Source organism: Mariniflexile sp. (assembly GCF_041583155.1).
In the GTDB taxonomy this organism is placed as follows: domain Bacteria; phylum Bacteroidota; class Bacteroidia; order Flavobacteriales; family Flavobacteriaceae; genus Mariniflexile.
Genome location: NZ_JBFHGK010000015.1, coordinates 26,979 through 50,541, shown reverse-complemented (window position 1 = coordinate 50,541; position 23,563 = coordinate 26,979). Strand labels below are relative to the sequence as shown.

Genomic DNA, 23,563 nt, shown 5'->3' with positions numbered 1-23,563 from the left:
AGTTCATATTAATATTATTTTCTTAAATTATACTTTACTAATGTATTGAGCAAGATCAACTAATTTAGTTGAATAACCAAATTCATTATCGTACCAAGATACTAATTTAAAGAAGTTATCATTAAGTGCTATACTTGCATCAGCATCAAATACACTTGTCATAGATTCTGAAACGAAATCTTGAGAAACAACCGCTTCTTCTGTATATCCTAAAACACCTTTTAAATCACCTGATTCAGACGCTTTTTTGATAACTGCTTTAACTTCATCCCAAGATGCCGCTTTTTCAGTTCTTACAGTTAAATCAACTACAGATACGTCTGGAGTTGGTACTCTGAAAGCCATACCAGTAAGTTTACCATTTAATTCAGGAATTACTTTTCCTACTGCTTTTGCAGCTCCAGTTGAAGAAGGAATGATATTAGCTAAAGCACTACGACCACCTCTCCAGTCTTTCTTAGAAGGACCATCAACAGTTAACTGTGTAGCAGTTGTAGCGTGAACTGTAGTCATTAAACCTTCAATGATTCCGAAGTTATCATTAATAACTTTAGCGATAGGCGCTAAACAGTTTGTTGTACAAGATGCGTTAGATACAATAGTATCTTTAGCAGTAATTTTACTGTTGTTTACACCCATTACAAACATTGGTGCATCAGCAGAAGGAGCAGAAATAGCTACTTTCTTAGCACCTGCTGTAATGTGTTTTCCAGCACCTTCTAAAGTTGTAAAAATACCAGTACAATCTAATACCACTTCAGCACCTACAGCATCCCATTTTAAATCTTCAGGGTTACGTTCTGCTGTAATTCTAATTTCTTTACCGTTTACAACTAAGTTACCATCTTTAACTTCTACAGTTCCGTTAAAACGACCGTGTACTGAGTCATATTTTAATAAATAAGCTAAATGTTCTACATCTAGTAAGTCGTTAATTCCTACGATTTCAATTTCTGGTCTGCTTGCAGCAACTCTGAAAGCAATTCTACCTATTCTACCAAATCCGTTAATTCCTAATTTTAATTTTGACATGTTCTTGTTTATAAATGTTAAGTGCTCATGATTTCTGAGACACGCAATAATTCTAAATTTATTTTCGTTTTTCCTTTAATGGCGCGATCTAATGGTGTTAATTCCATATTACCATTTAGTAAACCTACCATATAGTTAGTTTTACCTTCTAGTAAAGATTCCACGGCTTTTACACCCATTCTACTTGCTAATACACGATCAAAACACGATGGCGCACCACCACGTTGCATATGACCAAGTACTGACACTCGCACATCATAACCTTCTAAGTTTTCATCAACAAAATCTTTAAGTTCAAAAATATTCTTACCTATTTTATCCCCTTCTGCAACAACTACGATACTAGAAGATTTACCTGATATTCTACTTTTATTTAAAGATTCTACAAGACGCTCCATTCCTAAATCTTCTTCAGGAATTAAAATCTCTTCTGCTCCACCAGCAATACCAGCGTTTAAGGCTATATGACCAACGTCTCTACCCATAACTTCCACAAAGAAAAGTCGGTTGTGTGAACTTGCTGTATCTCTAATTTTATCAATGGCATCCACTACCGTGTTTAAGGCAGTATCAAATCCTAAAGTATGAGAGGTTCCAAAAATATCATTATCAATAGTTCCTGGTATTCCAATTACTGGAAATCCGAATTCCTGATTAAATATCATGGCTCCTGTAAAGGTACCGTCTCCACCAATAGCTACTAAACCATCAATTTCAGCTTCTTGTAATTTTTGAAAGGCTTTTTTTCTACCTTCTTCTGTTCTAAAGTTTTTTGAACGTGCAGATTTTAAAAATGTACCACCTTTATTTATTATTCCACGTACGCTTCTTGCATCCATCGATTCAAAGTCACCGTCAATTAATCCTTCATAACCACGATAAACCCCGAAGCATTCTATATTATGATAAGCACAAGCTCTGACTACAGCACGTATGGCTGCATTCATTCCAGGAGAATCTCCTCCTGAAGTTAAAACTGCTAATTTTTTTATTGTTTTTGGCATTAATTCTTCTATTTTTCAAAGGTAAAATTAGTAAACAAAAACCACATATTAATAGAATTTCACTATTAAAATTCGACTTATTACACTATAACGTTTTAGTTAAGGACAATAATAGTAGTCAACTTTTGGTTTGTATAACTTTACTAAAATAAGTAATTTTTTATTATCCGTAGTGGACTTTATTTTAATAAATTAGGGAATTATATTTTTGCTATTATTATCTTCATTTTCTATTGTGATTTCTTCTTCTTTTTTAGCACTTTTAAATAAGTTATAAAGTAATTCTTTAAAAGTATCAAAATCTACATTATAAGACAAACCAATACCTTGTGTATAACCAACAGCCTCCCCAAAATTTCGGATGGAGTTCTCTCGGTTAAAAACATTGGCTGTTAACGTACCTTCATCATTCAATAGAAAGTTTATTTCCACATCACCAGCAATTACTGTTTCACTTGCTCCTGCACCACCAACGGGCACCCCAACCTTACCATTTATAAGTACACGGTCGCTTATTTGGGTTTGTAACGTAAAGCCGAACCTATCATCCGTTTGGTAATCTGGACGGTTTTCCCCAGCCTCGTAATTTAAACCAATATTAAGTTTACTATCGGTAGTTGTAAAAATTCCATTAATTATCCCATTAAGACGTTCTGCAATGGTGCCTGAAAAATTCAATTCACTTAAACCCCTCGAAAAAGAACCCGTTGATAATAAATAAAGTGCCTGATTTTCTCTATCGGCTTCAGATTCTAAGCGATATTGAAGCTCCGATTTAATAGTTGAATTTACTGTTGGAAACTTAAAATCATAAATAGGTGTCGGGCGTTCTAAATTACCAGTTAAACTGATATCCAACTCCACTGGAATACTCCTATTAATAGGATTATCTAGTAAAGGAGAAGGGTTGGCTTGTGTTTTGTAGATGGCGCGCATGTTTAATAAAGCATCCAGCGGATCGCCTTCCCATGCAATAGTTCCACCGGGTTGTACTGTAAATTCTTTTTGAATTAAACCGGCATAGGCATAATTGTATACGCCTTCAAATACCGAGAAATCTCCCCACATATTGAATTTTCCGTTGGTGTTAATTTCAACTAATAAACCACCACGTCCTCGTCCCTTTAAAGAATGTCCTGAATTTTTATCAATTATAATTTCAACCTCGGCATCTTCCGTAATATCTAAATCAAAATCTAACTCTAATCCTTTTATTTCATTATAAACTACTTCCTTTCCTTGTTTTCTAGCTAATTTTTCTTCCTTAGTAATGAAGTTTATATAACTATTATCGCCAAAAGATTCGGTATCACTTAAAGGAATTTTAAAAACCGTTCCCGGTCTTGTTTCGCCAACCACGCTAATAACCAATTGTTCCGTTGGTCCTTTGATACTTGCCCTACCACCAACAAAACCTGTACCATAATACAATTGATCTTCTGCTTCTTTCGTATCTAAAACCAAAAGCTTAGAAGTATTTAAATTTAAATCTAATCCCCAGTTAGAGAAATTCGTATGATGTAAAGCGCCATTTAATTGAGCTTTCGTTTTGTATTTTGTATCGGTTATTTGAATTTTATTAAAAATGAAACTCTGATTTTCCAAGGTTACTGAAGCGTTGTTAGCAAATTGGTAATCTACGTTTAGATAAGGTACCCCTAACCCACCATTATCAAGAATTAAATCGCCATTCATTCTAGGTTTTTTTAAATTACCTATAACATTAACCTTACCTGTGGCAAGACCTCGAATGTTTGAAAGAACGTCTTCTAAAAAGGGATTTAATGGTGCTAAATTAAAGGTATTAAAATCTAAATCCACATCAATACTTGCTAGTTTTCCTAACACACTAATGTCGCCTAAGGCTCTAAATGTTTTATTAACATCGTCTTTTATACTTATATCCACATTATAATTGGTAAGGTTTTGGTTTCCTTTTATATTGGCATCAAAAGAGCCAAAATTGAAACTATTTACCTTTAAGTCGTTTACCACAATACTAGAGCTTGGTAAATAATTACCATTTTTTTGAAGCAAATCTAATTTTCCATTAACGCGCCCTTCTAACGTTAGACTTTCAATTTCGGGTACAATTTTGGATAAATCGACATTCTTAAAATTAAGTTTTATATCTTTTTGTGTAGAATCTTTTAAGAATCCTGATAATTTTATTTCTTCATTTTCATGATTAATTTCTAAATTATTAATATTAAACCTCGAAAGGTTTTTAGTGAAAGAAATTTTATTAAAGTTATCTTTCTTGTTGTTTATATACCAAATATGATCTTTTACAGTAAAATCCGATTTCTTGAATCCTATTACCGATTCTTTTAAATCATTAATAGTGTGATAAAAACTTAAGTTGAAGATATCGCTATTTCTCTTACCTCCTTTAAACTCCGAGCGCATAAACAAAGTATCATTTACCGTTACATTAATTAAACTAAATTTTGATACGTTGTAATACTTGGTATTGATACTATCAACCTCGATATAGGTATTAAAAAGTGGATTACTATTATCAACTTGTAATTCTATATTATCAGCAAAATAATCTAAGAATTTTATTTGAGGTGATTTAAAAGTAAGTTTAAACTGTTTTTCATCAGTTTCAACCCGACCTCTTATAAACGTATTTTTGGCCAATTCTACTTCTGGATAAAAAACTTCAATAATTTTATTATAAATCTTGAAATTAAAATCGATGCTTTGGTTAGACTTTAACTTATGAGGCGTATAATTTGTATAAATATGACCTATGGAGTTTTCGAATAGTTTCTTTAAATCATTAAATACAAAACGTCCTTTTAATTCGCCATCAATAATATCGGGCGATTTAATTTCAATAAAACGAATATCTTCTTCAAATCTGGATGTTAAATCTAATTTTTCAAAATAATAGCTATCATTTTGATTTTGATATAAAGTATTTGTAAATGATATTTTCCCGTAGGCATCGTCCAGGTTACTGCTATTCACATTCATCCTCACATGACTTTCAAAAATGGAAATTGAATCCTTTTTAATAAAATTAAGCGCGTTTAAATTGGCATAATCTACTTTAGCCTCAAAATCATATTTATTTACCTTCTCAGAAAAATCTATTAAACCTAAAAAGTTTAATCTTAAATTTTTGTCGTTAGCAATTAAACTACCATCAAAAATTTTATTTCTAACATTACCAACTACTTTTATACCTGTGTAATTGTATTTATTGAATTGCAGTTCAAAAACTTCACCAGTTACTTTAGTGTTTAGGTTTGCTGCGGTAAAGCCATACCCATTAACATCAAAATTTAAAGATGCCGTTCCTACATTTGGATTGTTTAAAAATGTACCAAAATCGAATCCTTCAAAAGCGACTTTGCCTTTGTAGGACGCATTATCAATATCATTAATTTTTGAAATGAATAAATCGGAATCTACATAGCCTAATTCCGTATCTATTTGAATATTTGCATTTACGGTAGATGCTGTTACCTGTGAATTCCCTACAATAGTGAATTGCCCTAATTTATCGAAGCTCGTTGGAATGGATTGTCCTAATATATTAGGAAGTAAGGCTTTTAAATCTTGATAGGTTGATGTTAAATTTCTAAAATTACCATTCATATAAAAGTTGTTAGCTTCTTTATTGAATAGGTTTTTAAATACAAAATCGCCGTTTATTTCCGAATTTCGGCTAGTAGTTAAATTTAAACTGGTAGCTTTTAAATCGTTTAAAGTTCCTGAAAGATCTACGTTTAAATACGCAATTTGATCTTTTCCAAATTCATTATAGAAAACATTAATTTCATCAAGATAAACGTTAGAATCTTTAAAATTAGCTTTAAGAGAAACCTTATCGGTAAAATATTGTAAATCTTCACGTTTATATTCAAATTTGAGATTTCCTTTTAATTCGGAATGTTGGGTAACGATATCTAAATCCGCAAAAGACATACTTGATGGCGTATAGGCAAAATTGGTCATCATATTCTTCATAACCAAACCTCTGCTGTCATTAAATGCCAAGGTGTTTATTCTAGCGCTTACATCGCTACCATTAATCAAGAAATTGGTGGCATTTATATTTAATTTAGTAAACTCCAGCAGTTTTTTAGTTTCTGTGTTTTCATCAAGCAATCTGAATATACCATTATAAATAGACACATCACTAGAAGATAAGAGAAATTTACTGGTAGATTTTCTTGGATTATCATCTTCAAACTTATTTACAAAAACATCTAAATTAGTTTCATTCTCATCCTTATACTTTTTAATATTAAAAGTTAAATCTTCAATATCTATATCACCAAAGGTCAATTTCCCATTAATCAAATTATTTATACTAATAATAGATGTATTTAATTCGTTAATATTAATAAGAGTGTCCTTTTTATAGTCTTCAATATAAATATTTTTAAGCTCCACATCGCCATTAAATTGCAGACTAACCTTACTAATGTTTATATTGGTTTTAAACTCATCATTAAGGCGTTTAGTAGCATATTTTCCCAAACTGGTTTGAACTGCCGGAATAGAAAGAATAAGCACCAAAATGATGAACAACAGCACTATAATACCTGCTATCTTATATGTTATTTTAAATATTTTTTTGATACTTAATTCCGATTTTAAAAAATGAAAAAGGATAAACCCAATTAAACTACATAAACTGTTTTTTTAACTTCCATTAAAAAATTTAATTAAGTAGTTTTGCAATTACGAATAAAAGTACTCTTTTAGACTTTAATTCTGTTTCAAAATTAACAATTATTATGCCCAATTTTTACTAATGGCTTCACAAAATATTTATATTCTAGGAATTGAGTCTTCTTGCGACGATACCGCAGCTTCTGTAATGCACAACGGACGTATTTTAAGCAATATTATTGCCAACCAAAAAATTCATGAAGAATACGGTGGTGTAGTTCCCGAACTTGCATCCAGAGCCCACCAGCAAAACATTGTACCTGTTGTGTCACAAGCACTTAAAAAAGCCAACATTACTAAAGATCAACTTCATGCCATCGCCTTTACCAGAGGACCCGGGCTTATGGGGTCTTTGTTAGTAGGCACTTCGTTTGCAAAATCATTAGCCTATGGATTAGACATTCCGCTAATTGATGTAAACCATATGCAAGGGCATATTCTGGCTCATTTTATTGATGAAGATGGTTTTAACAAACCGCCTTTTCCTTTTTTAGCCATGACCATTTCCGGAGGTCACACCCAAATTGTTAGGGTTGACAATTATTTTGATATGACTGTAATTGGTGAAACCATAGACGATGCTGTTGGAGAAGCCTTTGATAAAAGTGGAAAAATTCTTGGTTTGGGATATCCTGCAGGCCCTGAAATTGATAAACGTGCCAAATTAGGAAACCCTAAAGCTTTCAAATTTACAAAACCAAAGGTAGATGGTTTAAACTTTAGCTTTTCTGGTTTAAAAACAGCAATATTGTATTTTATTCAAAATGAAACAAAAAGTAATCCGAATTTTATTGAAGAAAATCTAAATGATATTTGCGCTTCCATTCAATATACAATCATTGGAATTTTAATTGATAAATTGAAATTGGCATCAAAAGAAACGGGTATTAAACACATTGCTATCGGTGGCGGTGTTTCGGCAAATTCCGGAATCCGCCAAGCTTTAAAAGATGGTGAACAAAAATTTGGATGGACAACCTACGTGCCCAAATTTGAATTTACTACCGATAATGCTGCTATGATTGCCATTGTTGGGTATTTAAAATATTTGGATGGTGATTTTGCGGAACAAAATGTGGCTGCATCAGCCCGACTAAAGATTTAGTGGGTTGTAAACAATCCATTCTTAAAAACTTATAATTTCATTTCTACAAATTTTAAATAATAAGTTTAAATTTGAATTGAATTAAAACCCAAATCATGATAAAAAACCTACTTTTTGCAGTAATCCTTAGTGGTTCTGCCTTATTAAATGCCCAAACTTCTACCGAAAAGGAATTAGAGCAAATTGAAACCCCCGAGCAAATTGAAAAGTATCTAGAATTAAAAAAATCGAGAGATAATAAATTGATTACCTTTAATGAGGAAAAACATAAATCAATACTGGCTAATGAACTTTTCACACTCTCTAAAGGAGGTATAAAAACTATTAAAACGGACTTTGAAAAAACCATTTACAAAGTTGTTGAAAAAACAAAAACCACGTATTACAGAGCTTCTTACATTTATTTAGATGGAAGCAAATATAATATGTCCGATTTAAATACTTTAAGAACAAACCTGATTAACGAGTACAAAAATGGGGCGCCATTCGATTATTTAGCAAATCGCTACTCTATGGATGAAAATGCTAATAAAGGAGGGGATTTAGGTTGGTTTACCCAAGGTGATTTATATCCCTCCTTCGAAAATGAAATTATAAATAGTAATCATGGTATAAATACTATATTTACTGTAGATGTTCCTGAGAAAAACTGGTATTATGTTGTTTTAAAAACACATGAACCTAAAGATATTTCAGAAATTAAAGTCTTAAAAATTGTTGAAACGATTAATTAATGCAGCTTTTTTATAATCCAGATATAACAGAAAGCAATACTCAATTTTCTTTTGAAAAAGAAGAAAGCAGGCATATTGTAAAAGTACTTCGAAAAGTGGCTGGCGATACCTTGCATATTACCAATGGATGCGGTTGGCTGTTTACTGCCGAAGTAACTATTGCCAATATTAACAAATGCGTGGTTACTATAATTTCCAAAACGAAGCAATTAAAACACGATTATAATTTGCACTTAGCGGTGGCACCCACAAAAATGAACGATCGGTATGAATGGTTTTTAGAAAAAGCAACCGAAATAGGCATTGATAGCATCACTCCTATTATTTGCGACCATAGCGAAAGGAAAATAATAAAACCTGAACGCTTCGAAAAGATTTTACAAGCAGCCATGAAACAGTCGTTAAGTTGCTATATGCCAAAACTAAATGATACAATTTCTTTTAAAGATTTCGTTAATCAGGAATTTACCGATACGTTATTTATTGCACATTGCGAAGAGTACGATAGAAAATCGCTAAAACAGGAGTTAAAACCAAAACAAAACTTAACTATTCTAATTGGTCCAGAAGGTGATTTTAGCACGAAAGAGATTGAACTGGCCATAAAAAACAAGTTTATTCCTATTACTTTGGGAAACACTAGATTACGTACAGAAACAGCTGCCATTGTAGCATGTCACAGCGTTGCCTTTACAAATGAAGTATTATGAAAAACGTTATTTTACTTTTTGCTTTTAACCTAATTATTTTAACAATATCTGCTCAAGAAATTGCACTAATTAAATACAAAGGTGGCGGTGATTGGTATGCAAACCCTACGGCCTTGCGTAACTTAATTTCATTTTGCAATAATAATATAAACACTAAAATAAATCCTAAACCCCAAGAAGTTGAAGTTGGCAGCACCGATTTATTTCAGTACCCATTTGTACACATGACGGGGCATGGAAATGTTTTTTTCAGTGATAATGATGCCGAAAACCTTCGTAATTATTTAATAGCTGGCGGATTTTTACATATCGATGACAACTATGGTTTTGAACCCTATATCACTAGAGAACTTAAAAAGGTATTTCCTAACAAAACATTGGTAGAACTTCCTGCAAATCATGCTATTTTTAATACTGCGTTTAAATTTCCAAACGGATTGCCAAAAATTCATGAACATGATAGTAAACGCCCGCAAGCTTTTGGGATGTTTCATGAAAATAGATTATTGCTTGTTTTTACTTTTGAAAGCGATTTAGGCGATGGTTGGGAAGATCCCGAAGTTCACAACGATCCTGCCGACGTAAGAGAAAAAGCCCTAAAAATGGGAGCTAACATTATTAAATACGCCTTTGAAAACTAAAATAATTAGAAACAAAAACACAACAAGTTACCTCAAATATTAACAACTTACACTCTTGCAACTCACTCATTACAATACAAATTTTCCAAAGCGAACCTTCCCTATAATTTTGGTTTGCGATAATGTTACTAACGCTCCCAATTTAGGTAGTTTGTTTAGAATTGCGGATGCCTTTGGTATTGAAAAACTGTTTCTTTGTGGTGAAAATATTTCAATAGGTCGCAAATTAACCAAAACGTCTAGAGCTACTGAAAAAGTAGTTAATTTTGAAATTTGTGAAGATGTTTCAAAAGTAGTGACCGAACTAAAAACTAAAGGTCACCAAATTATTTCACTAGAAATTACTTCTACCAGTCAACCAATTCATAAGTTAAAATTTACTTCAGAAAAACCTATTGTTTTAGTAATTGGCGATGAAAACTTTGGGGTTTCTGAAACTATTTTAAACGATTCTGATGCTATTATACATATTGATATGTACGGACAAAACAGCAGCATGAACGTGGTACAGGCTACAAATATTGCATTATACGAAATGACGAAGCAACTTTTGTAACCGATTTTATATATTTACTAAATGAATTCAAAAATAATTGCTAACGGTATATTAAGAGCTGTAGCTGTGCTCGTTGGAGTGGCTATCTTATTGCTTTTTTTATACAATATTAAATCTGTTATTGGTTACATAGCAATTGCCTCGGTTATTTCATTAATTGGCAGACCGATTGTATTATTTTTAGAAAAACGATTAAAATTTAAAAACACCTTGGCGGTAATTGTTTCTATGGCATTGCTTCTTGGGTTATTTGTGGGATTGGTTTTATTGTTTGTGCCACTTATTTTAAAACAAGGTCATAATTTATCATTATTAGATATTGAATTATTACAAAGTAACATTGAAGATTTATATATAGAAATTGTTAGCTATTTTAACTTACACCAAATTGATATTGAGCAAACTTTTAAACAATCAAACTTATTATCTAGAATAGATTATTCACTCATTCCGGATTTATTAAACGCTGTAATTAGCGGATTTGGCAGTTTTAGTATCGGGTTGTTTTCCGTATTATTCATATCGTTTTTCTTTTTAAAAGACAGTCGTTTGTTCGAAAGTGGCGTACTTACATTTATTCCAGTTAATAAAGAAGAGCGCTGGCAAAATTCTTTCGTAAAAATTAAAGATTTGCTATCCCGATATTTTGTTGGTCTTATTTTTCAAATTCTAATTTTATTCATTATTTACACCATAGGCTTATTAATTCTGAACGTTGAAAATGCAATTGTGATAGCATTCTTATGTGCATTATTAAATTTGGTTCCATATGTAGGGCCGCTAATTGGTGGGTTTTTAATGCTCACATTAACCATGACAAATAACTTAGGAAATAGCTTTAGCGAGGTTATTTTACCTAATGCCATGTGGGTACTTGTAGTAATAACTATCGGACAATTAATAGATAACTTTTTTAGTCAACCTATAATATTTTCAAAAAGTGTAAAATCCCATCCACTGGAAATATTTCTACTTATTTTAATAGCTGGTATTTTATTTGGTGTAATTGGTTTAATTGTAGCAGTACCTGCATACACCGCTATAAAGGTAATTTTAAAAGAGTTTTTATCCGAAAACAAAATTGTAAAAAAACTAACAAAAAACTTATAATTTTGATTTGAATAAAGCTATTTTAAATAATGATATTCAAGAATTTATAAATAATAATTTAAATTCAGACGTTACCTCGTTATTATTGAAAGGAACCTCTTTTGCTTCCATAGAAACTAAAGATATTATTGAGCAAATTGAAGCTAAAAAACGCTGTGAAAAGAAGCTACCTACTTGGTTTAATTGCAACTATATTTATTATCCAAATAAGTTAAATATTGAACAGACCTCCTCCGAAATAACTGCAGAATACAAATCCAATTTAATCTCAGGTGAATCTCTCATCGATTTAACTGGTGGTTTTGGAGTAGACTGTTATTATTTTTCTAAAACCTTTAAAACGGTTGAACATTGTGAAATAAACAAAGAACTCTCCCTGATTGTAAATCATAATTACAAGCAATTACAAGTCAAATCTATTACAACCCACAGTAATGACGGGATTTCGCACTTAAAAACCAGCAATAAGCATTACGATTGGATATATATTGACCCATCCAGACGACATGACAGTAAAGGGAAAGTCTTTTTTTTAAATGATTGTTTACCCAACGTTCCGTTACATCTCGAATTACTTTTTAAGCATTCCAAAAATATACTAATAAAAACATCGCCCCTACTCGATTTTTCAATAGGTATTAACGAATTAAAACACGTTAAAACCATTCATGTAATAGCTATAAACAACGAAGTAAAAGAGCTACTATGGGTTTTACAAAATGGCTTTGATGAAGAAATTACCATTGAAACAGTAAACATAAAAAAGACCGACAATGAGACTTTTAATTTTTCATTTGAAACAGAAAAAGCCTTAGAATCTAAATACGAAGAACCCCTTACCTATTTATACGAACCTAATAGTGCTATTTTAAAATCGGGTGGATTCCATTCTATTACCAACACATTAGAAGTTTTTAAACTGCACAAACACTCCCATCTATATACTAGCAAGCGTTTAATTGATTTCCCTGGCAGAAGTTTTAAAATTGAAGCAACACAGGTTTACAACAAAAAAACCTTTAAAAAATTGGGAATTACTAAGGCTAATATAACGACTCGTAATTTTCCTGAAACTGTAGAACAATTGCGAAAAAAACTAAATATTAAAGATGGTGGAGATACTTTCTTATTTTTTACTACAGATTTAAATGATACTAAAATTGTAATTTTAGCATCAAAAGTGGATAAGCCTTAATTTCAAAATTCAATTGTCTGAAAACAAATACTTTCAGTAAATCTCCTATGTAATTATATTTAAGAAGTTTTTATACAACCTATACCATTTCCTATTACAATTATTTGGATTAAAAACCTCCTTATTAACATCACAAGCAGCACATTCTAATGGTTACATCCTGAAAACGCTTCAGAATTTTAACTTTACTAAAAATTAGCATCCATAAATTTTCAATACATTTGCTTTCATTCAAAAAAAACAATAAAATTATCCCTTTGGGGACATCAAAAACCAAACATTTCTAATGAAAAATACAGCTTTAACAAAAACTCACGAAGCACTTGGAGCAAAAATGGTTCCTTTTGCAGGATTCAACATGCCCGTTCAATATGAAGGTGTTTCCATAGAACACGAAACCGTAAGAAACGCCGTTGGGGTTTTTGATGTATCTCATATGGGTGAGTTTTTAATTGAAGGTGAACAAGCATTGGCTTTGATACAAAAAGTAACTAGTAATGATGCTTCAAAATTAACCATTGGAAAAGCACAGTATAGTTGCTTGCCTAACGATGAGGGCGGAATTGTGGACGATTTAATTGTGTATCGTATTAAAGAAGACACTTATTTACTAGTTGTAAACGCTAGTAATATTGAAAAAGATTGGGATTGGATTAGCTCTAAAAATACGATGAATGCTACTATGCGAAATTTAAGCGATGCTTATTCGCTACTTGCAATCCAAGGCCCAAAAGCAATTGAAGCAATGCAAAGTTTAACTAGTCACGATTTATCAGCCATTAATTTTTACAATTTTGTTGTAGGCGATTTTGCTGGTATCGAGCATGTAATTATATCTGCAACTGGTTATACTGGTAGTGGTGGTTTCGAAATTTATTGTAAAAACAACGAAGTACAACAAATTTGGGATAAGGTTTTTGAGGCAGGAAAAGATTTTGGTATCAAACCTATAGGATTGGCTGCACGGGACACATTACGTTTAGAAATGGGGTACTGCTTGTATGGAAATGATATTGACGATACCACCTCGCCTCTAGAAGCTGGTTTAGGTTGGATTACCAAGTTTACAAAAGACTTTACAAATTCCGAAGCCTTAAAAAAAGAAAAAGAACAAGGATCTAAACGCAAATTAGTTGCTTTTGAATTGGACGAACGCGGAATACCACGTCATGGTTATGATATTGTAGATAATAATGGCACTAAAATTGGCGAAGTAACCTCTGGAACAATGTCTCCATCTTTAGGAAAAGGTATTGGTTTAGGCTATGTGCCTACCATTTTTTCGGGAGTTGGAAGCAAAATAAACATTCAAATTCGTAAAAATGCCATACCTGCAACTGTTGTAAAACTTCCGTTTTATAAAAGTTAATATGCAAAATTTTAAGGCTATTTTAGATGACATATGTGAAACAGCAAAAAATGCGAAAGAAAAAGGCACCGTAGCGTCTTACATTCCCGAATTAGCAGCTGTAGATAAAAATAATTTTGGCATTCATCTAAGAACTTTAGATGGTTTGGATTATGGCGCTGGCAATTTTGAAACGCCCTTTTCAATACAAAGTATTTCAAAGGTTTTAGCTTTATCCAAAGCAATGGCATTAATTGGTGAATCGGTTTGGAAACGTGTAGATGTAGAACCTTCTGGTCACCCATTTAATCAATTAGCCTTATTAGAAATTGAAAATGGCATTCCAAGAAATCCGTTAATAAATTCTGGAGCTATCGTAATTGCAGATATTCTTCTTTCCCATTTAAAAAATCCGAAAGAAGATTTTTTAAACTATGTTAGAGAGTTAGCCAACGACACTAATATAAATTACAACACAGCTGTTGCTAATTCCGAAAAAAATACGGGTTTCAAAAATTATGCAGCGGCAAATCTTTTAAAATCTTTCAATAATTTAGAAAATCCTGTTGATGCTGTTTTAGACTTCTATTTTCATCAATGTTCTATAGAAATGAGCTGTAGTCAAGTTTCTAAAGCCTTTTTCTTTTTATCAAATAAAGGTGGCGACTTAAAAAAAATAGCGCAATTAACCGAATCTCAGGCAAAACGTATTAACGCCATAATGCTAACTTGTGGTTTTTACGATGAAGCTGGCGAGTTTGCTTTTGAAGTTGGTTTACCCGGAAAAAGTGGCGTTGGTGGTGGTATCGTTGCACTTTTGCCAGACCATTATATCATTACAACCTGGTCTCCCGGACTTAACAAAAAAGGGAACTCTTTATTAGGAATGCTTGCTCTAGAACAATTTACGACTAAAACAAAACTATCCATTTTCTAAAAAAAAATGGCTCATGGATAAAAAGGAACATAAACATAGAATTTTAATTTTGGGTGCTAGTGGCTTTTTAGGTAATGCCATTTACAAAGAACTCTGCTCCTATTTTAAAACTTTTGGAACCTATAATACATCCAATATCCAATTAGAAAAAAATAATCATTTCTTTCAGTATAATATAGAAGAAGATGATGTATATGAAATTCTAGAAATCGTAAAACCCACCATCATTATTTCAGCATTGCGTGGTGATTTTTCTAAGCAGGTCATCGTGCATCAACACCTTGCAGAATATGTCTTTTCAAAAAAAGTGAAATTAATTTTTCTGTCGTCAGCTAATGTTTTTGATGCTTACAGTAAATACCCAAGTTACGAACAAGACAAAACCCTAAGCAACAGTATTTACGGGCATTTTAAAATTAAAATTGAAAATATGCTGCTTCGCTTACCAAAAAATCAGGTAGCTATTTTACGATTACCAATGGTATTTGGGGCTAAATCACCACGAATTCAAGAAATCCTGCAGCTTGTAAAAGACAAAGAACCAATTGAAGTGTTCCCTAATTTAATAATGAATGTAACCACAGATAACAAACTAACTCAACAAATACATTACATCATCAACCGCAATAAATCGGGCATTTTCCATTTAGGAAGCAGCGATTTGGTACATCACGACGATTTTTTTAAAGACATCATAACAACACTAGGCATTAAAAATGCCCTTTACAAACAAGTTTACACAACCAACGACGATCGCTATTTAGCAGTATTACCAAAGTACAATTTACTACCAAAAAACCTGCAATTAATAAGTCAGGAAATATTAACCGAGCTAGAAATATAGTTTTATTTAGCGTTCCCTTATCAGGTCGGGTTTTCCCCTTCAAGTCCTCGCTCCTGCGTCGCTGTGGGCTTTCCAGTACAACCCCTAACGCGGGCATACTTGCCACTTAGTGCAAAACCCTTAAGATCCACTCAATTTAATAGCAATATTTCCTTCTTATCGTTATTTTGATGGCGTAGTTAATTTAAAAAATAGCAAAACACCACAATAATTCTTTCATAAAAAACAGTCTTAACTCAAAATTGTAGCTAATTAAAATAAAAAAAATCAAAGGTAATTGACTCTAATAAAGTATTAAATACACACCTTTTTCATTTTGAAATTAGTAATTTTACAATCAACAAAACACAAAATCATGAATAAACTTTCAATAGCAGAAATAGAAAAAAATTTAGCAAATTTACCAGAATGGGAATATTACGATGACGCCATTCACGCTGAATTTGAGTTCGACAACTTCAAGGATTGCTTCAGTGCCATGAGCCGTATTGCATTTGAGTGCGAAGCTTTAAATCATCATCCAGATTGGTCCAATACCTACAACGTATTAACAATTTCTTTATCTACACATAGTGCAAATGGAGTAACTGAAAAAGATTTCAAATTAGCACAAGCGATAGAAGCAATTGTAGAGCCTGAAGACGAAGATTAAATCAATATTTCCCTATACACAAAACGATTCATTCTTTAATATTTTAGAACAAATATCATTATTTCAATTCACAGATTTTTTTAAATTTGCGAGAATTAAAAAAATACACTTTTTAACATTAAACTTAAATTATGGGAAGAGCTTTTGAATTTAGAAAAGCGCGTAAAATGAAACGTTGGTCAGCCATGAGTAAAGCATTTACTCGTATTGGTAAAGACATTGTAATGGCAGTTAAAGAAGGTGGTCCAGATCCAGGAAGTAATGCACGTTTAAGAGCTGTTATGCAAAATGCAAAAGCTGTGAACATGCCAAAAGATACTGTAGAACGTGCTATTAAAAAAGCAACCGAAAAAGGTCAGGGCGATTATAAAGAAGTTATTTTTGAAGGCTATGCACCTCACGGTATCGCTATTTTAGTGGAAACCGCCACCGATAATAATACCAGAACCGTAGCTAATGTACGTAGCTATTTCAATAAATGCGATGGAAGTTTAGGCACTTCGGGCTCTGTAGTTTTTATGTTTGATCATACTTGTAATTTCAGAATAAATGCAGAAGGTTTAGACCCTGAAGAAGTAGAATTAGAATTCATTGATTATGGAGCTGAAGAAGTTTTTGCCGACGAAGATGGCATTTTAATTTACGCACCTTTTGAAAGTTTCGGAGCCATTCAAGCTGCTTTAGAGGAAAAAGGTATAGAAATATTGTCCTCTGGATTTGAAAGAATTCCACAGGTAACGAAAGCCTTAACTCCTGAACAAGCTGCAGACGTTGAAAAACTTTTAGAAAAACTTGATGATGATGATGATGTACAAAACGTATATCACACCATGGAAGAAAGTGAAAACTAAATTTCAATAATAACTCATATTCAAACAAAGGCTATCATAAAAAGGATAGCCTTGTTTATTTCAGAACTAAATGAAGTGTCAAATTAAATAGTTCATTTAGGTGATTTATATACAATCATTAAACAAAAGCATATTAAAAAATGACAAATAATAAAGTTATCAAATGGGGAATTATAGGTTGTGGAAACGTAACCGAAGTTAAAAGCGGACCTGCCTATAAAAATACCTTAGGTTTTGAAATTGCCGCCGTAATGCGACGCAATGAAGAAAAAGCCAAGGATTATGCTGAACGACATGGTATTGAAAAATACTACTCCAATGCAGACGCTATAATTAATGACGAATCTATTGATGCTTTATATATTGCTACGCCTCCAGATACTCATAAACTATACGCTTTAAAAGTTGCTGAGGCAGGCAAAATTTGCTGTATTGAAAAACCCCTAACACCTAACTATACTGCAAGTCTGGCCATTGTAAACACTTTTAAAGAAAAAAACATCCCCCTGTTTGTGGCATATTACAGACGCTCCTTACCTCGTTTTAACAAAGTTAAAGACTGGTTAAAAGATAAGGCTATAGGAGAACTGCGTCATATAAATTGGCACTTTAGCAAACCTGCAAGCGATCTAGATAAATCGGGTGAGTATAATTGGAGAACCGATGTAAACATTGCTCCAGCTGGGTATTTTGATGATTTAGCGAGTCATGGTTTAGATTTGTTTAATTATCTATTAGGAGATATCAAAGAAGCACATGGTATTAGCCTTAACCAACAAAAAAACTATACTTCAAAAGATGCGATAACGGCTTGTTGGCTTCATGAAAACAATATTACGGGGTCTGGCACATGGAATTTCGATTGTAAAGATTCTTTAGATTTAGTAACTATTTATGGTAGTAAAGGCCAAATAAGGTTTTCGGTATTTCATGAAAACCCAATCGTGTTAGAAAGTACCACTACAAAAGAGGAATTATTTATTGAGAACCCGAAACATATTCAAATACATCATGTGGAGGGTATGCGAGATATGCTTATAAATAAAATCTATGAACATCCTTCTACAGGAAAAACAGCATTGCATGCCAATTGGGTTATGGATAAAATTTTAGGAGTTATTTAAATTATTAGCATTTCATATTCAGATTATTAACATGTTTTAACAGTATAATAGTAATAAAAGAAGTTCTTTTATATTATTTTTAACCAGACTAATTCACAAAATAATCATAGGATAATTTCCTTTTAAATCGTTAAAAAGTATTATGAAACAAAAACAACCAAGGTTTATCAATCTTATTTGTGTGGCTTTTACAGCGCTTCTAGTTATATCTGTACAAGATATACAGGCACAAGACAAGAAAAAGAAAAGTAAAAAAGGTAATACCACAGAAGCGCCTGCTCCTGCTCCAAGCAAAAAAGAAAAAACGATAGCCGAACTTGTAAAAACAAGTAAAAAAATTGATGGCTTATTCCCAATTTATCAAGACACCATCAATGGAACACTACAAATGATTATTTCTGACAATCAAATAGATAAAGAATTCATATACTTTAGTCAGATTTCAAATGGCGTAATGGATGCCGGTAGAATTAATAGAGGTGCTTACATGGGTTCTAAAGTTGTAAAAATTGAAAAATATTTTGACAAAATTGAATTCGTTGCTCAAAACACATCCTTCTATTTTGATCCTGAAAATCCGCTTTCAAAATCAAAAGATGCAAATGTTACAAATGGTAATTTAGCAAGCTTACAGATTGAAGCATACGATAAAAAAAAGGGACTTTATTTAATTAAGGCCGATGAACTTTTTTTAAATGAAACATTTAATCAGGTAAAAAGACCAAGTTCGCCTGGAGAATCTCCTACCTCCTTCAAACTTGGTAGTTTAAATAAATCGAAAACAAAAATAAATGCCATCAAAAACTACTCAGAAAACACAAATCTGGAAGTAGAATATGTTTATTCATCACCATCCGTCTTTAATAATGGCTCCAATGCTGTAGCAGATGGTAGAAATGTTAGTATTAAAGTGTTTCAAAGTTTAATAAGCATGCCAGAAAACAACTATGAAGCGAGATACGACGATCCAAGAGTTGGTTATTTTACTACCGAAGTTGATGACAAAACAACCACCAAAAGCATTCCATATAAAGATCTAATTCATAGATGGCATTTAGAAAAGAAAGATCCAGCTGCAGCGATTTCTGAACCGGTTGAACCTATTACTTGGTGGATTGAAAACTCAACACCTTTAGAATGGCGGGAAACAATAGCCAATGCTGTTTTACAATGGAACGTTGCTTTCGAAAAAGCTGGATTTAAAAACGCAATGGTTGTAAAAGTACAACCTGATGATGCCGATTGGGATGCTGGTGATATAAAATATAATGTATTACGCTGGACCTCTTCGCCTCAACCTCCATTTGGTGGTTATGGGCCTAGTTTTGTTAACCCAAGAACAGGACAAATTATGGGTGCTGATATAATGCTTGAATTTGCCCATTTTACAAATAGAGTGTTTTACGATAAAATTTACAGTTTAGCGTCTTTAGAAGTACCTTTTGATGCCTCGGAAAGTCACGAAACAGACTACACATATTGTTCTTTTGGCCACAAACTACAAGAAGACGTTATGTTTGCAAATGCTACAGCATCCGCCTATGCTAATTCCGATTTTGAAATGGCTCGTATCAAAAAAGAATCGATGACCGCATTAATTATGCATGAAGTTGGGCATACTTTAGGTTTGAACCACAATATGAAGGCTAGCCAGTTATATTCACCTACGCAATTAAATGATCCTGAATTTATAGAAGGAAAATGTTTAACAGCTTCAGTAATGGATTATGCCGCATTAAATATTACAAGAGATAGAAGTAAACAAGGCCAATATGATGATGTGGCTGTAGGTCCTTATGATATTTGGGCTATTCAATTAGGATACAAACCTTTTCAATCGGAAGATGAAAGACAAGCACTTTTAAATGAATCTACCAAGCCAGAACACATTTTTGGAAATGATGCCGATGATATGCGCGCTCCTGGAAAAGCTATTGACCCAAGAGTAAATGTATCGGACCAATCAAACGATCAAATTACTTGGGCAATTGATCGTCTTGAGCTTTCAAACGATTTAATGAAAAACGCTAAAACGAAGTTCACAAAATCGGGTGAATCTTATGAAGAATTACGTCGCGTTTACTATTTACTAAGTTCACAAAAAGCAACATCGGGAAATATTATATCAAGATTTATTGGAGGTGTTTATATAGATCGTGCTATGGCAGGACAAACAGGCGGTACTCAACCTTATACTCCAGTTAGTTTAAAAGACCAAAAGCGTGCTATGGCAGCATTAAGCAAATACGTATTTGCTCCTGATGCTTTTGATGCTCCTAATGAATTATACAATTATTTAGCAATCCAAAGACGAGGGTTTAATTTTAGGAGTCCAGAAGACCCTAAAATCCATAATCAGGTACTTACATACCAAAAAAATGTATTATACCATATTTTGCATTATAATACTTTACAACGACTTTCTGATTCTGAATTATATGGTAATGAATATAAATTATCTGCATTTATGACAGATTTAAATAATGCTATTTTTAAAGCTGATATTTATGGCAGTGTAAATTCATTCAGGCAAAATCTGCAATTGGAATATACTAACATGCTAATTGGTATGCTTACGGGAAAACAGGCAACAAGCTATTCCAATAATGCGAAATCTATGGCTTTATACAATTTAAAAAACATAAAAGCAATGGCCGGTACAACTGGAGATATTGCTTCCATTGCGCATAAACAACATTTAAAAACGCTAATTGATAATGCTTTAGAAGAAGTGAAATAAACACATGTTTTATCTATAATACAACAAAAGCTATTTCAGATTGAAATAGCTTTTGTTTTTGTAGGTTAGTGATGTTTCTTTTTAGGAACAAATAAAATTGTTTACTTTATGTTTCATTCGCTAACACGTCAAATATAATTCAATTTTTATGCCATTTTAATATTTAATCTAAATAAATAAAAGGATTGTTTTATGTCTTATTTGTGTTTCAATACTGCCTTATTAGCCATTAAAATATCATTAAATTAGTTACTTATTTTCAACTTATAAGGTTTTATTGATTGTTTTCTTCTTAATAGATAATAATATTCCAACTAATAACCCAATTGAAAAACTACCTAAAATCACCAAAACTCTAGATATAGAAAGCTTCCAAAATAAAAATTTCACATCAATAACTTCTGCATTTTGCAAAGAAAATATTACTATAATTGCAACAAAGATGAGGCCTACTATGGTTCTAAATTTCATATTGTATTGTTTTATTTTTATTTTCTTTCCTGTAATTCAATTATCTACTGATATTAAAAAAACATTCCAAAAAGTAATCATTAGAAATGATTATAGAGTCGTTCATTAAAGATAATCATAAAAAAACAACTATAAAAAAGACTGTATTAAATTTTTAGGAGTATTCAGGAATTTTTCCATTTACACCTTCATAAAACTTATGCATAAATTTAAAATCGGATTCTATATCATCCGTAGTAAAAAATGGCTCTGAAATTCTATTTTGCTTATTTTCAAAATCGAGGGTAAACATGATTATGGGTACCTGAGCTTTTTTAGCTATATGGTAAAATCCAGTTTTCCAAATTTTTACTTTTTTCCTAGTGCCTTCAGGTGATAAGGCTATTCTGAACTCTTCCTTGCCTTTAAAAAGATTAGCTATCGTTTCTACTTTATTTTCACTAGTATTTCTATCTATAGGTACGCCTCCTATAGATTTAAAAAACAGTCCGAAAGGAAAGACAAACAATTCTTTTTTGGCTATAAAATGCGCTTTCATATTTAGTACAGAACGCAGTAAAACGCCTATATAAAAGTCGTGCCAACTAGTGTGTGGTGCAGCTATAATAACTGCTTTTTTTATGGAATCTTTTGAAAAATTTGTATTACCAACAACTTGCCACCCTAAAATTTTATAATAGATAAGTTTAGACAACCATCTCATGTTACATTTTTTGATAAAGTTCCTTTAACTTTTGCGGTGTAATTATACTTTTCCAGCTTTTACCTAGAGCATTTTCCCAAAGCGGTTCTAAATTTAAAGTGATAGTTATCATTTTATCAAAATCTGCATCGGTTAAATCAGCACAAATTCCCTGTGGTAACACAATATTATGTTTCTGTTTCATAGCTTTAAAAACCTTAACGCCTTCTGGGTAGAATTCTTCTAAATGATCAAAAACAATACAATTTCCAATACCATGTTTTACACCCAGCAAAAAGGCTAAAGCATAGCTCATGGCGTGTGCTACACCAACTTGAGAATAAGCAATACTCATACCACCATGCCATGAGGCCATCATCAACTTTTCCTGTGACTCAATTTGGGATAAATTATTATCTAAAAACACCTCTTTACACAACTCTAAAGCCATGTTCCCATACGTTTCACTAAAAGTATTTAGGTACGTTCCTGTTAAAGATTCAACGCAATGAATGTAGCAATCCATACCAGTGTAAAACCACTGTTCGGTTGGCACATCCTTAGTAAGTTCTGAGTCTAAGATAACTTGATCGAAAGGTGTAAAATCAGAATTCATTCCCAATTTTTTTTCAGGCCCAATTAGTACTGTGGTTCTGGAAACTTCGGCACCAGTACCGGAAATAGTAGGAATACCAACGTGATAAATCGCAGGATTTTTAACTAAATCCCAACCTTGATAATCTTTCGCTTCTCCCTCATTGGTTAGCATTATGGATACAGCCTTTGCCAAGTCTAGAACTGAACCTCCTCCAATACCTAAAATTCCCGAAGGCAAAGCTTTTGTGGTTAAAATAATATCTTCCACCAATGCATCTACTTGGGTTGTTGTAGGTTCTTTTTCTGTTGAAACAAAAATTATTCTATCTTCATAGGCTAATGGAATTCTGGAGGTTAACCACGGGTTTCCTTTAAATACATCATCTACCAAATAAATAAAAGGTGCATTTATTCCTGAACGTTTTGGGGCCAAAATTTCACTTAATTGATTGAAACTACCTCTGCCAAAAATAACCCTTGGCACCATTGGAAAGTTTTTATAACTCATTTAAAATGTTTCTTTTCTTTTGAGTAA

General features: G+C 32.4%; 20 protein-coding genes. 14 read left to right on the top strand and 6 right to left on the bottom strand.

What is annotated here, in order from left to right; genetic code table 11:
* Positions 1 to 27: 27 nt before the first annotated feature.
* The 3 genes from gap to ABYI63_RS07655 form a co-directional block, all read right to left on the bottom strand.
* Entirely contained in the window at positions 28 to 1,032 is a 1,005-nt protein-coding gene (gene gap / locus ABYI63_RS07665; protein WP_372755132.1) for a type I glyceraldehyde-3-phosphate dehydrogenase, read from the bottom strand.
* Between the two features lie 17 nt (positions 1,033 to 1,049).
* On the bottom strand, positions 1,050 to 2,036 hold the full coding sequence (gene pfkA / locus ABYI63_RS07660) for a 6-phosphofructokinase (RefSeq protein ID WP_372755130.1): 987 nt from the start codon (positions 2,034 to 2,036) through the stop codon (positions 1,050 to 1,052).
* 192 nt (positions 2,037 to 2,228) lie between these two features.
* Positions 2,229 to 6,593, bottom strand: a complete 4,365-nt coding sequence (locus tag ABYI63_RS07655; RefSeq protein WP_372755128.1) for a translocation/assembly module TamB domain-containing protein — start codon at positions 6,591 to 6,593, stop codon at positions 2,229 to 2,231.
* A gap of 220 nt (positions 6,594 to 6,813) precedes the next feature.
* On the opposite strand from ABYI63_RS07655, the gene tsaD reads away from it, so the two are divergent.
* The 14 genes from tsaD to ABYI63_RS07585 all read left to right on the top strand — a co-directional run bounded on the left by tsaD (position 6,814) and on the right by ABYI63_RS07585 (position 21,278).
* Positions 6,814 to 7,836 carry a tRNA (adenosine(37)-N6)-threonylcarbamoyltransferase complex transferase subunit TsaD gene (gene tsaD / locus ABYI63_RS07650; RefSeq protein ID WP_372755126.1) on the top strand — a complete coding sequence of 341 codons (1,023 nt, stop codon included), beginning with the start codon at positions 6,814 to 6,816 and terminating at the stop codon, positions 7,834 to 7,836.
* Positions 7,837 to 7,931: 95 nt separating this feature from the next.
* Positions 7,932 to 8,570, top strand: coding sequence for a peptidylprolyl isomerase (locus tag ABYI63_RS07645; RefSeq protein WP_372755124.1), 639 nt, complete (start codon positions 7,932 to 7,934; stop codon positions 8,568 to 8,570).
* Positions 8,570 to 9,280 (top strand): 16S rRNA (uracil(1498)-N(3))-methyltransferase, encoded by a 711-nt coding sequence (locus ABYI63_RS07640; protein WP_372755122.1) that lies wholly within the window; start codon positions 8,570 to 8,572, stop codon positions 9,278 to 9,280. Before ABYI63_RS07645 ends, ABYI63_RS07640 begins: the two co-directional genes overlap by 1 nt.
* Positions 9,277 to 9,921 (top strand): DUF4159 domain-containing protein, encoded by a 645-nt coding sequence (locus ABYI63_RS07635; protein WP_372755120.1) that lies wholly within the window; start codon positions 9,277 to 9,279, stop codon positions 9,919 to 9,921. The genes ABYI63_RS07640 and ABYI63_RS07635 overlap by 4 nt, the downstream gene beginning before the upstream one ends.
* 55 nt (positions 9,922 to 9,976) lie before the next feature.
* On the top strand, positions 9,977 to 10,477 hold the full coding sequence (locus ABYI63_RS07630; RefSeq protein ID WP_372755118.1) for a TrmH family RNA methyltransferase: 501 nt from the start codon (positions 9,977 to 9,979) through the stop codon (positions 10,475 to 10,477).
* A 21-nt stretch (positions 10,478 to 10,498) separates the two neighbouring features.
* Positions 10,499 to 11,587: an AI-2E family transporter gene (locus ABYI63_RS07625; protein WP_372755116.1), complete on the top strand. Its 1,089-nt coding sequence runs from the start codon at positions 10,499 to 10,501 to the stop codon at positions 11,585 to 11,587.
* Between the two features lie 7 nt (positions 11,588 to 11,594).
* Entirely contained in the window at positions 11,595 to 12,782 is a 1,188-nt protein-coding gene (locus ABYI63_RS07620) for a class I SAM-dependent methyltransferase (protein ID WP_372755114.1), read from the top strand.
* 286 nt (positions 12,783 to 13,068) lie between these two features.
* On the top strand, positions 13,069 to 14,151 hold the full coding sequence (gcvT, locus tag ABYI63_RS07615; protein WP_372755112.1) for a glycine cleavage system aminomethyltransferase GcvT: 1,083 nt from the start codon (positions 13,069 to 13,071) through the stop codon (positions 14,149 to 14,151).
* Position 14,152: 1 nt separating this feature from the next.
* Positions 14,153 to 15,067 carry a glutaminase gene (locus tag ABYI63_RS07610; protein ID WP_372755110.1) on the top strand — a complete coding sequence of 305 codons (915 nt, stop codon included), beginning with the start codon at positions 14,153 to 14,155 and terminating at the stop codon, positions 15,065 to 15,067.
* Positions 15,068 to 15,080: 13 nt separating this feature from the next.
* A complete protein-coding gene (locus ABYI63_RS07605; protein ID WP_372755108.1) occupies positions 15,081 to 15,911 on the top strand; it encodes a sugar nucleotide-binding protein in 831 nt (276 codons plus the stop codon).
* A gap of 355 nt (positions 15,912 to 16,266) precedes the next feature.
* Entirely contained in the window at positions 16,267 to 16,563 is a 297-nt protein-coding gene (locus ABYI63_RS07600) for a 4a-hydroxytetrahydrobiopterin dehydratase (protein ID WP_372755106.1), read from the top strand.
* 131 nt (positions 16,564 to 16,694) lie between these two features.
* Entirely contained in the window at positions 16,695 to 17,414 is a 720-nt protein-coding gene (locus ABYI63_RS07595) for a YebC/PmpR family DNA-binding transcriptional regulator (RefSeq protein WP_372755104.1), read from the top strand.
* A 140-nt stretch (positions 17,415 to 17,554) separates the two neighbouring features.
* Positions 17,555 to 18,538, top strand: coding sequence for a Gfo/Idh/MocA family protein (locus tag ABYI63_RS07590; RefSeq protein ID WP_372755102.1), 984 nt, complete (start codon positions 17,555 to 17,557; stop codon positions 18,536 to 18,538).
* A 142-nt stretch (positions 18,539 to 18,680) separates the two neighbouring features.
* The gene (locus ABYI63_RS07585) at positions 18,681 to 21,278 is read left to right on the top strand and encodes a zinc-dependent metalloprotease (RefSeq protein WP_372755100.1); all 2,598 of its coding nucleotides are present in this window, start codon (positions 18,681 to 18,683) and stop codon (positions 21,276 to 21,278) included.
* 264 nt (positions 21,279 to 21,542) lie between these two features.
* Here the strand turns inward: ABYI63_RS07585 and ABYI63_RS07580 are convergent, their stop codons facing one another.
* From ABYI63_RS07580 to ABYI63_RS07570, 3 genes are all read right to left on the bottom strand, one after another.
* The gene (locus ABYI63_RS07580; protein ID WP_372755098.1) at positions 21,543 to 21,749 is read right to left on the bottom strand and encodes a lipopolysaccharide assembly protein LapA domain-containing protein; all 207 of its coding nucleotides are present in this window, start codon (positions 21,747 to 21,749) and stop codon (positions 21,543 to 21,545) included.
* 154 nt (positions 21,750 to 21,903) lie between these two features.
* Positions 21,904 to 22,452 (bottom strand): 1-acyl-sn-glycerol-3-phosphate acyltransferase, encoded by a 549-nt coding sequence (locus ABYI63_RS07575; RefSeq protein ID WP_372755096.1) that lies wholly within the window; start codon positions 22,450 to 22,452, stop codon positions 21,904 to 21,906.
* Between the two features lies 1 nt (position 22,453).
* Complete coding sequence (locus tag ABYI63_RS07570; RefSeq protein ID WP_372755094.1) at positions 22,454 to 23,536, bottom strand: iron-containing alcohol dehydrogenase family protein; 1,083 nt, start codon at positions 23,534 to 23,536, stop codon at positions 22,454 to 22,456.
* Between the last annotated feature and the right edge of the window lie 27 nt (positions 23,537 to 23,563).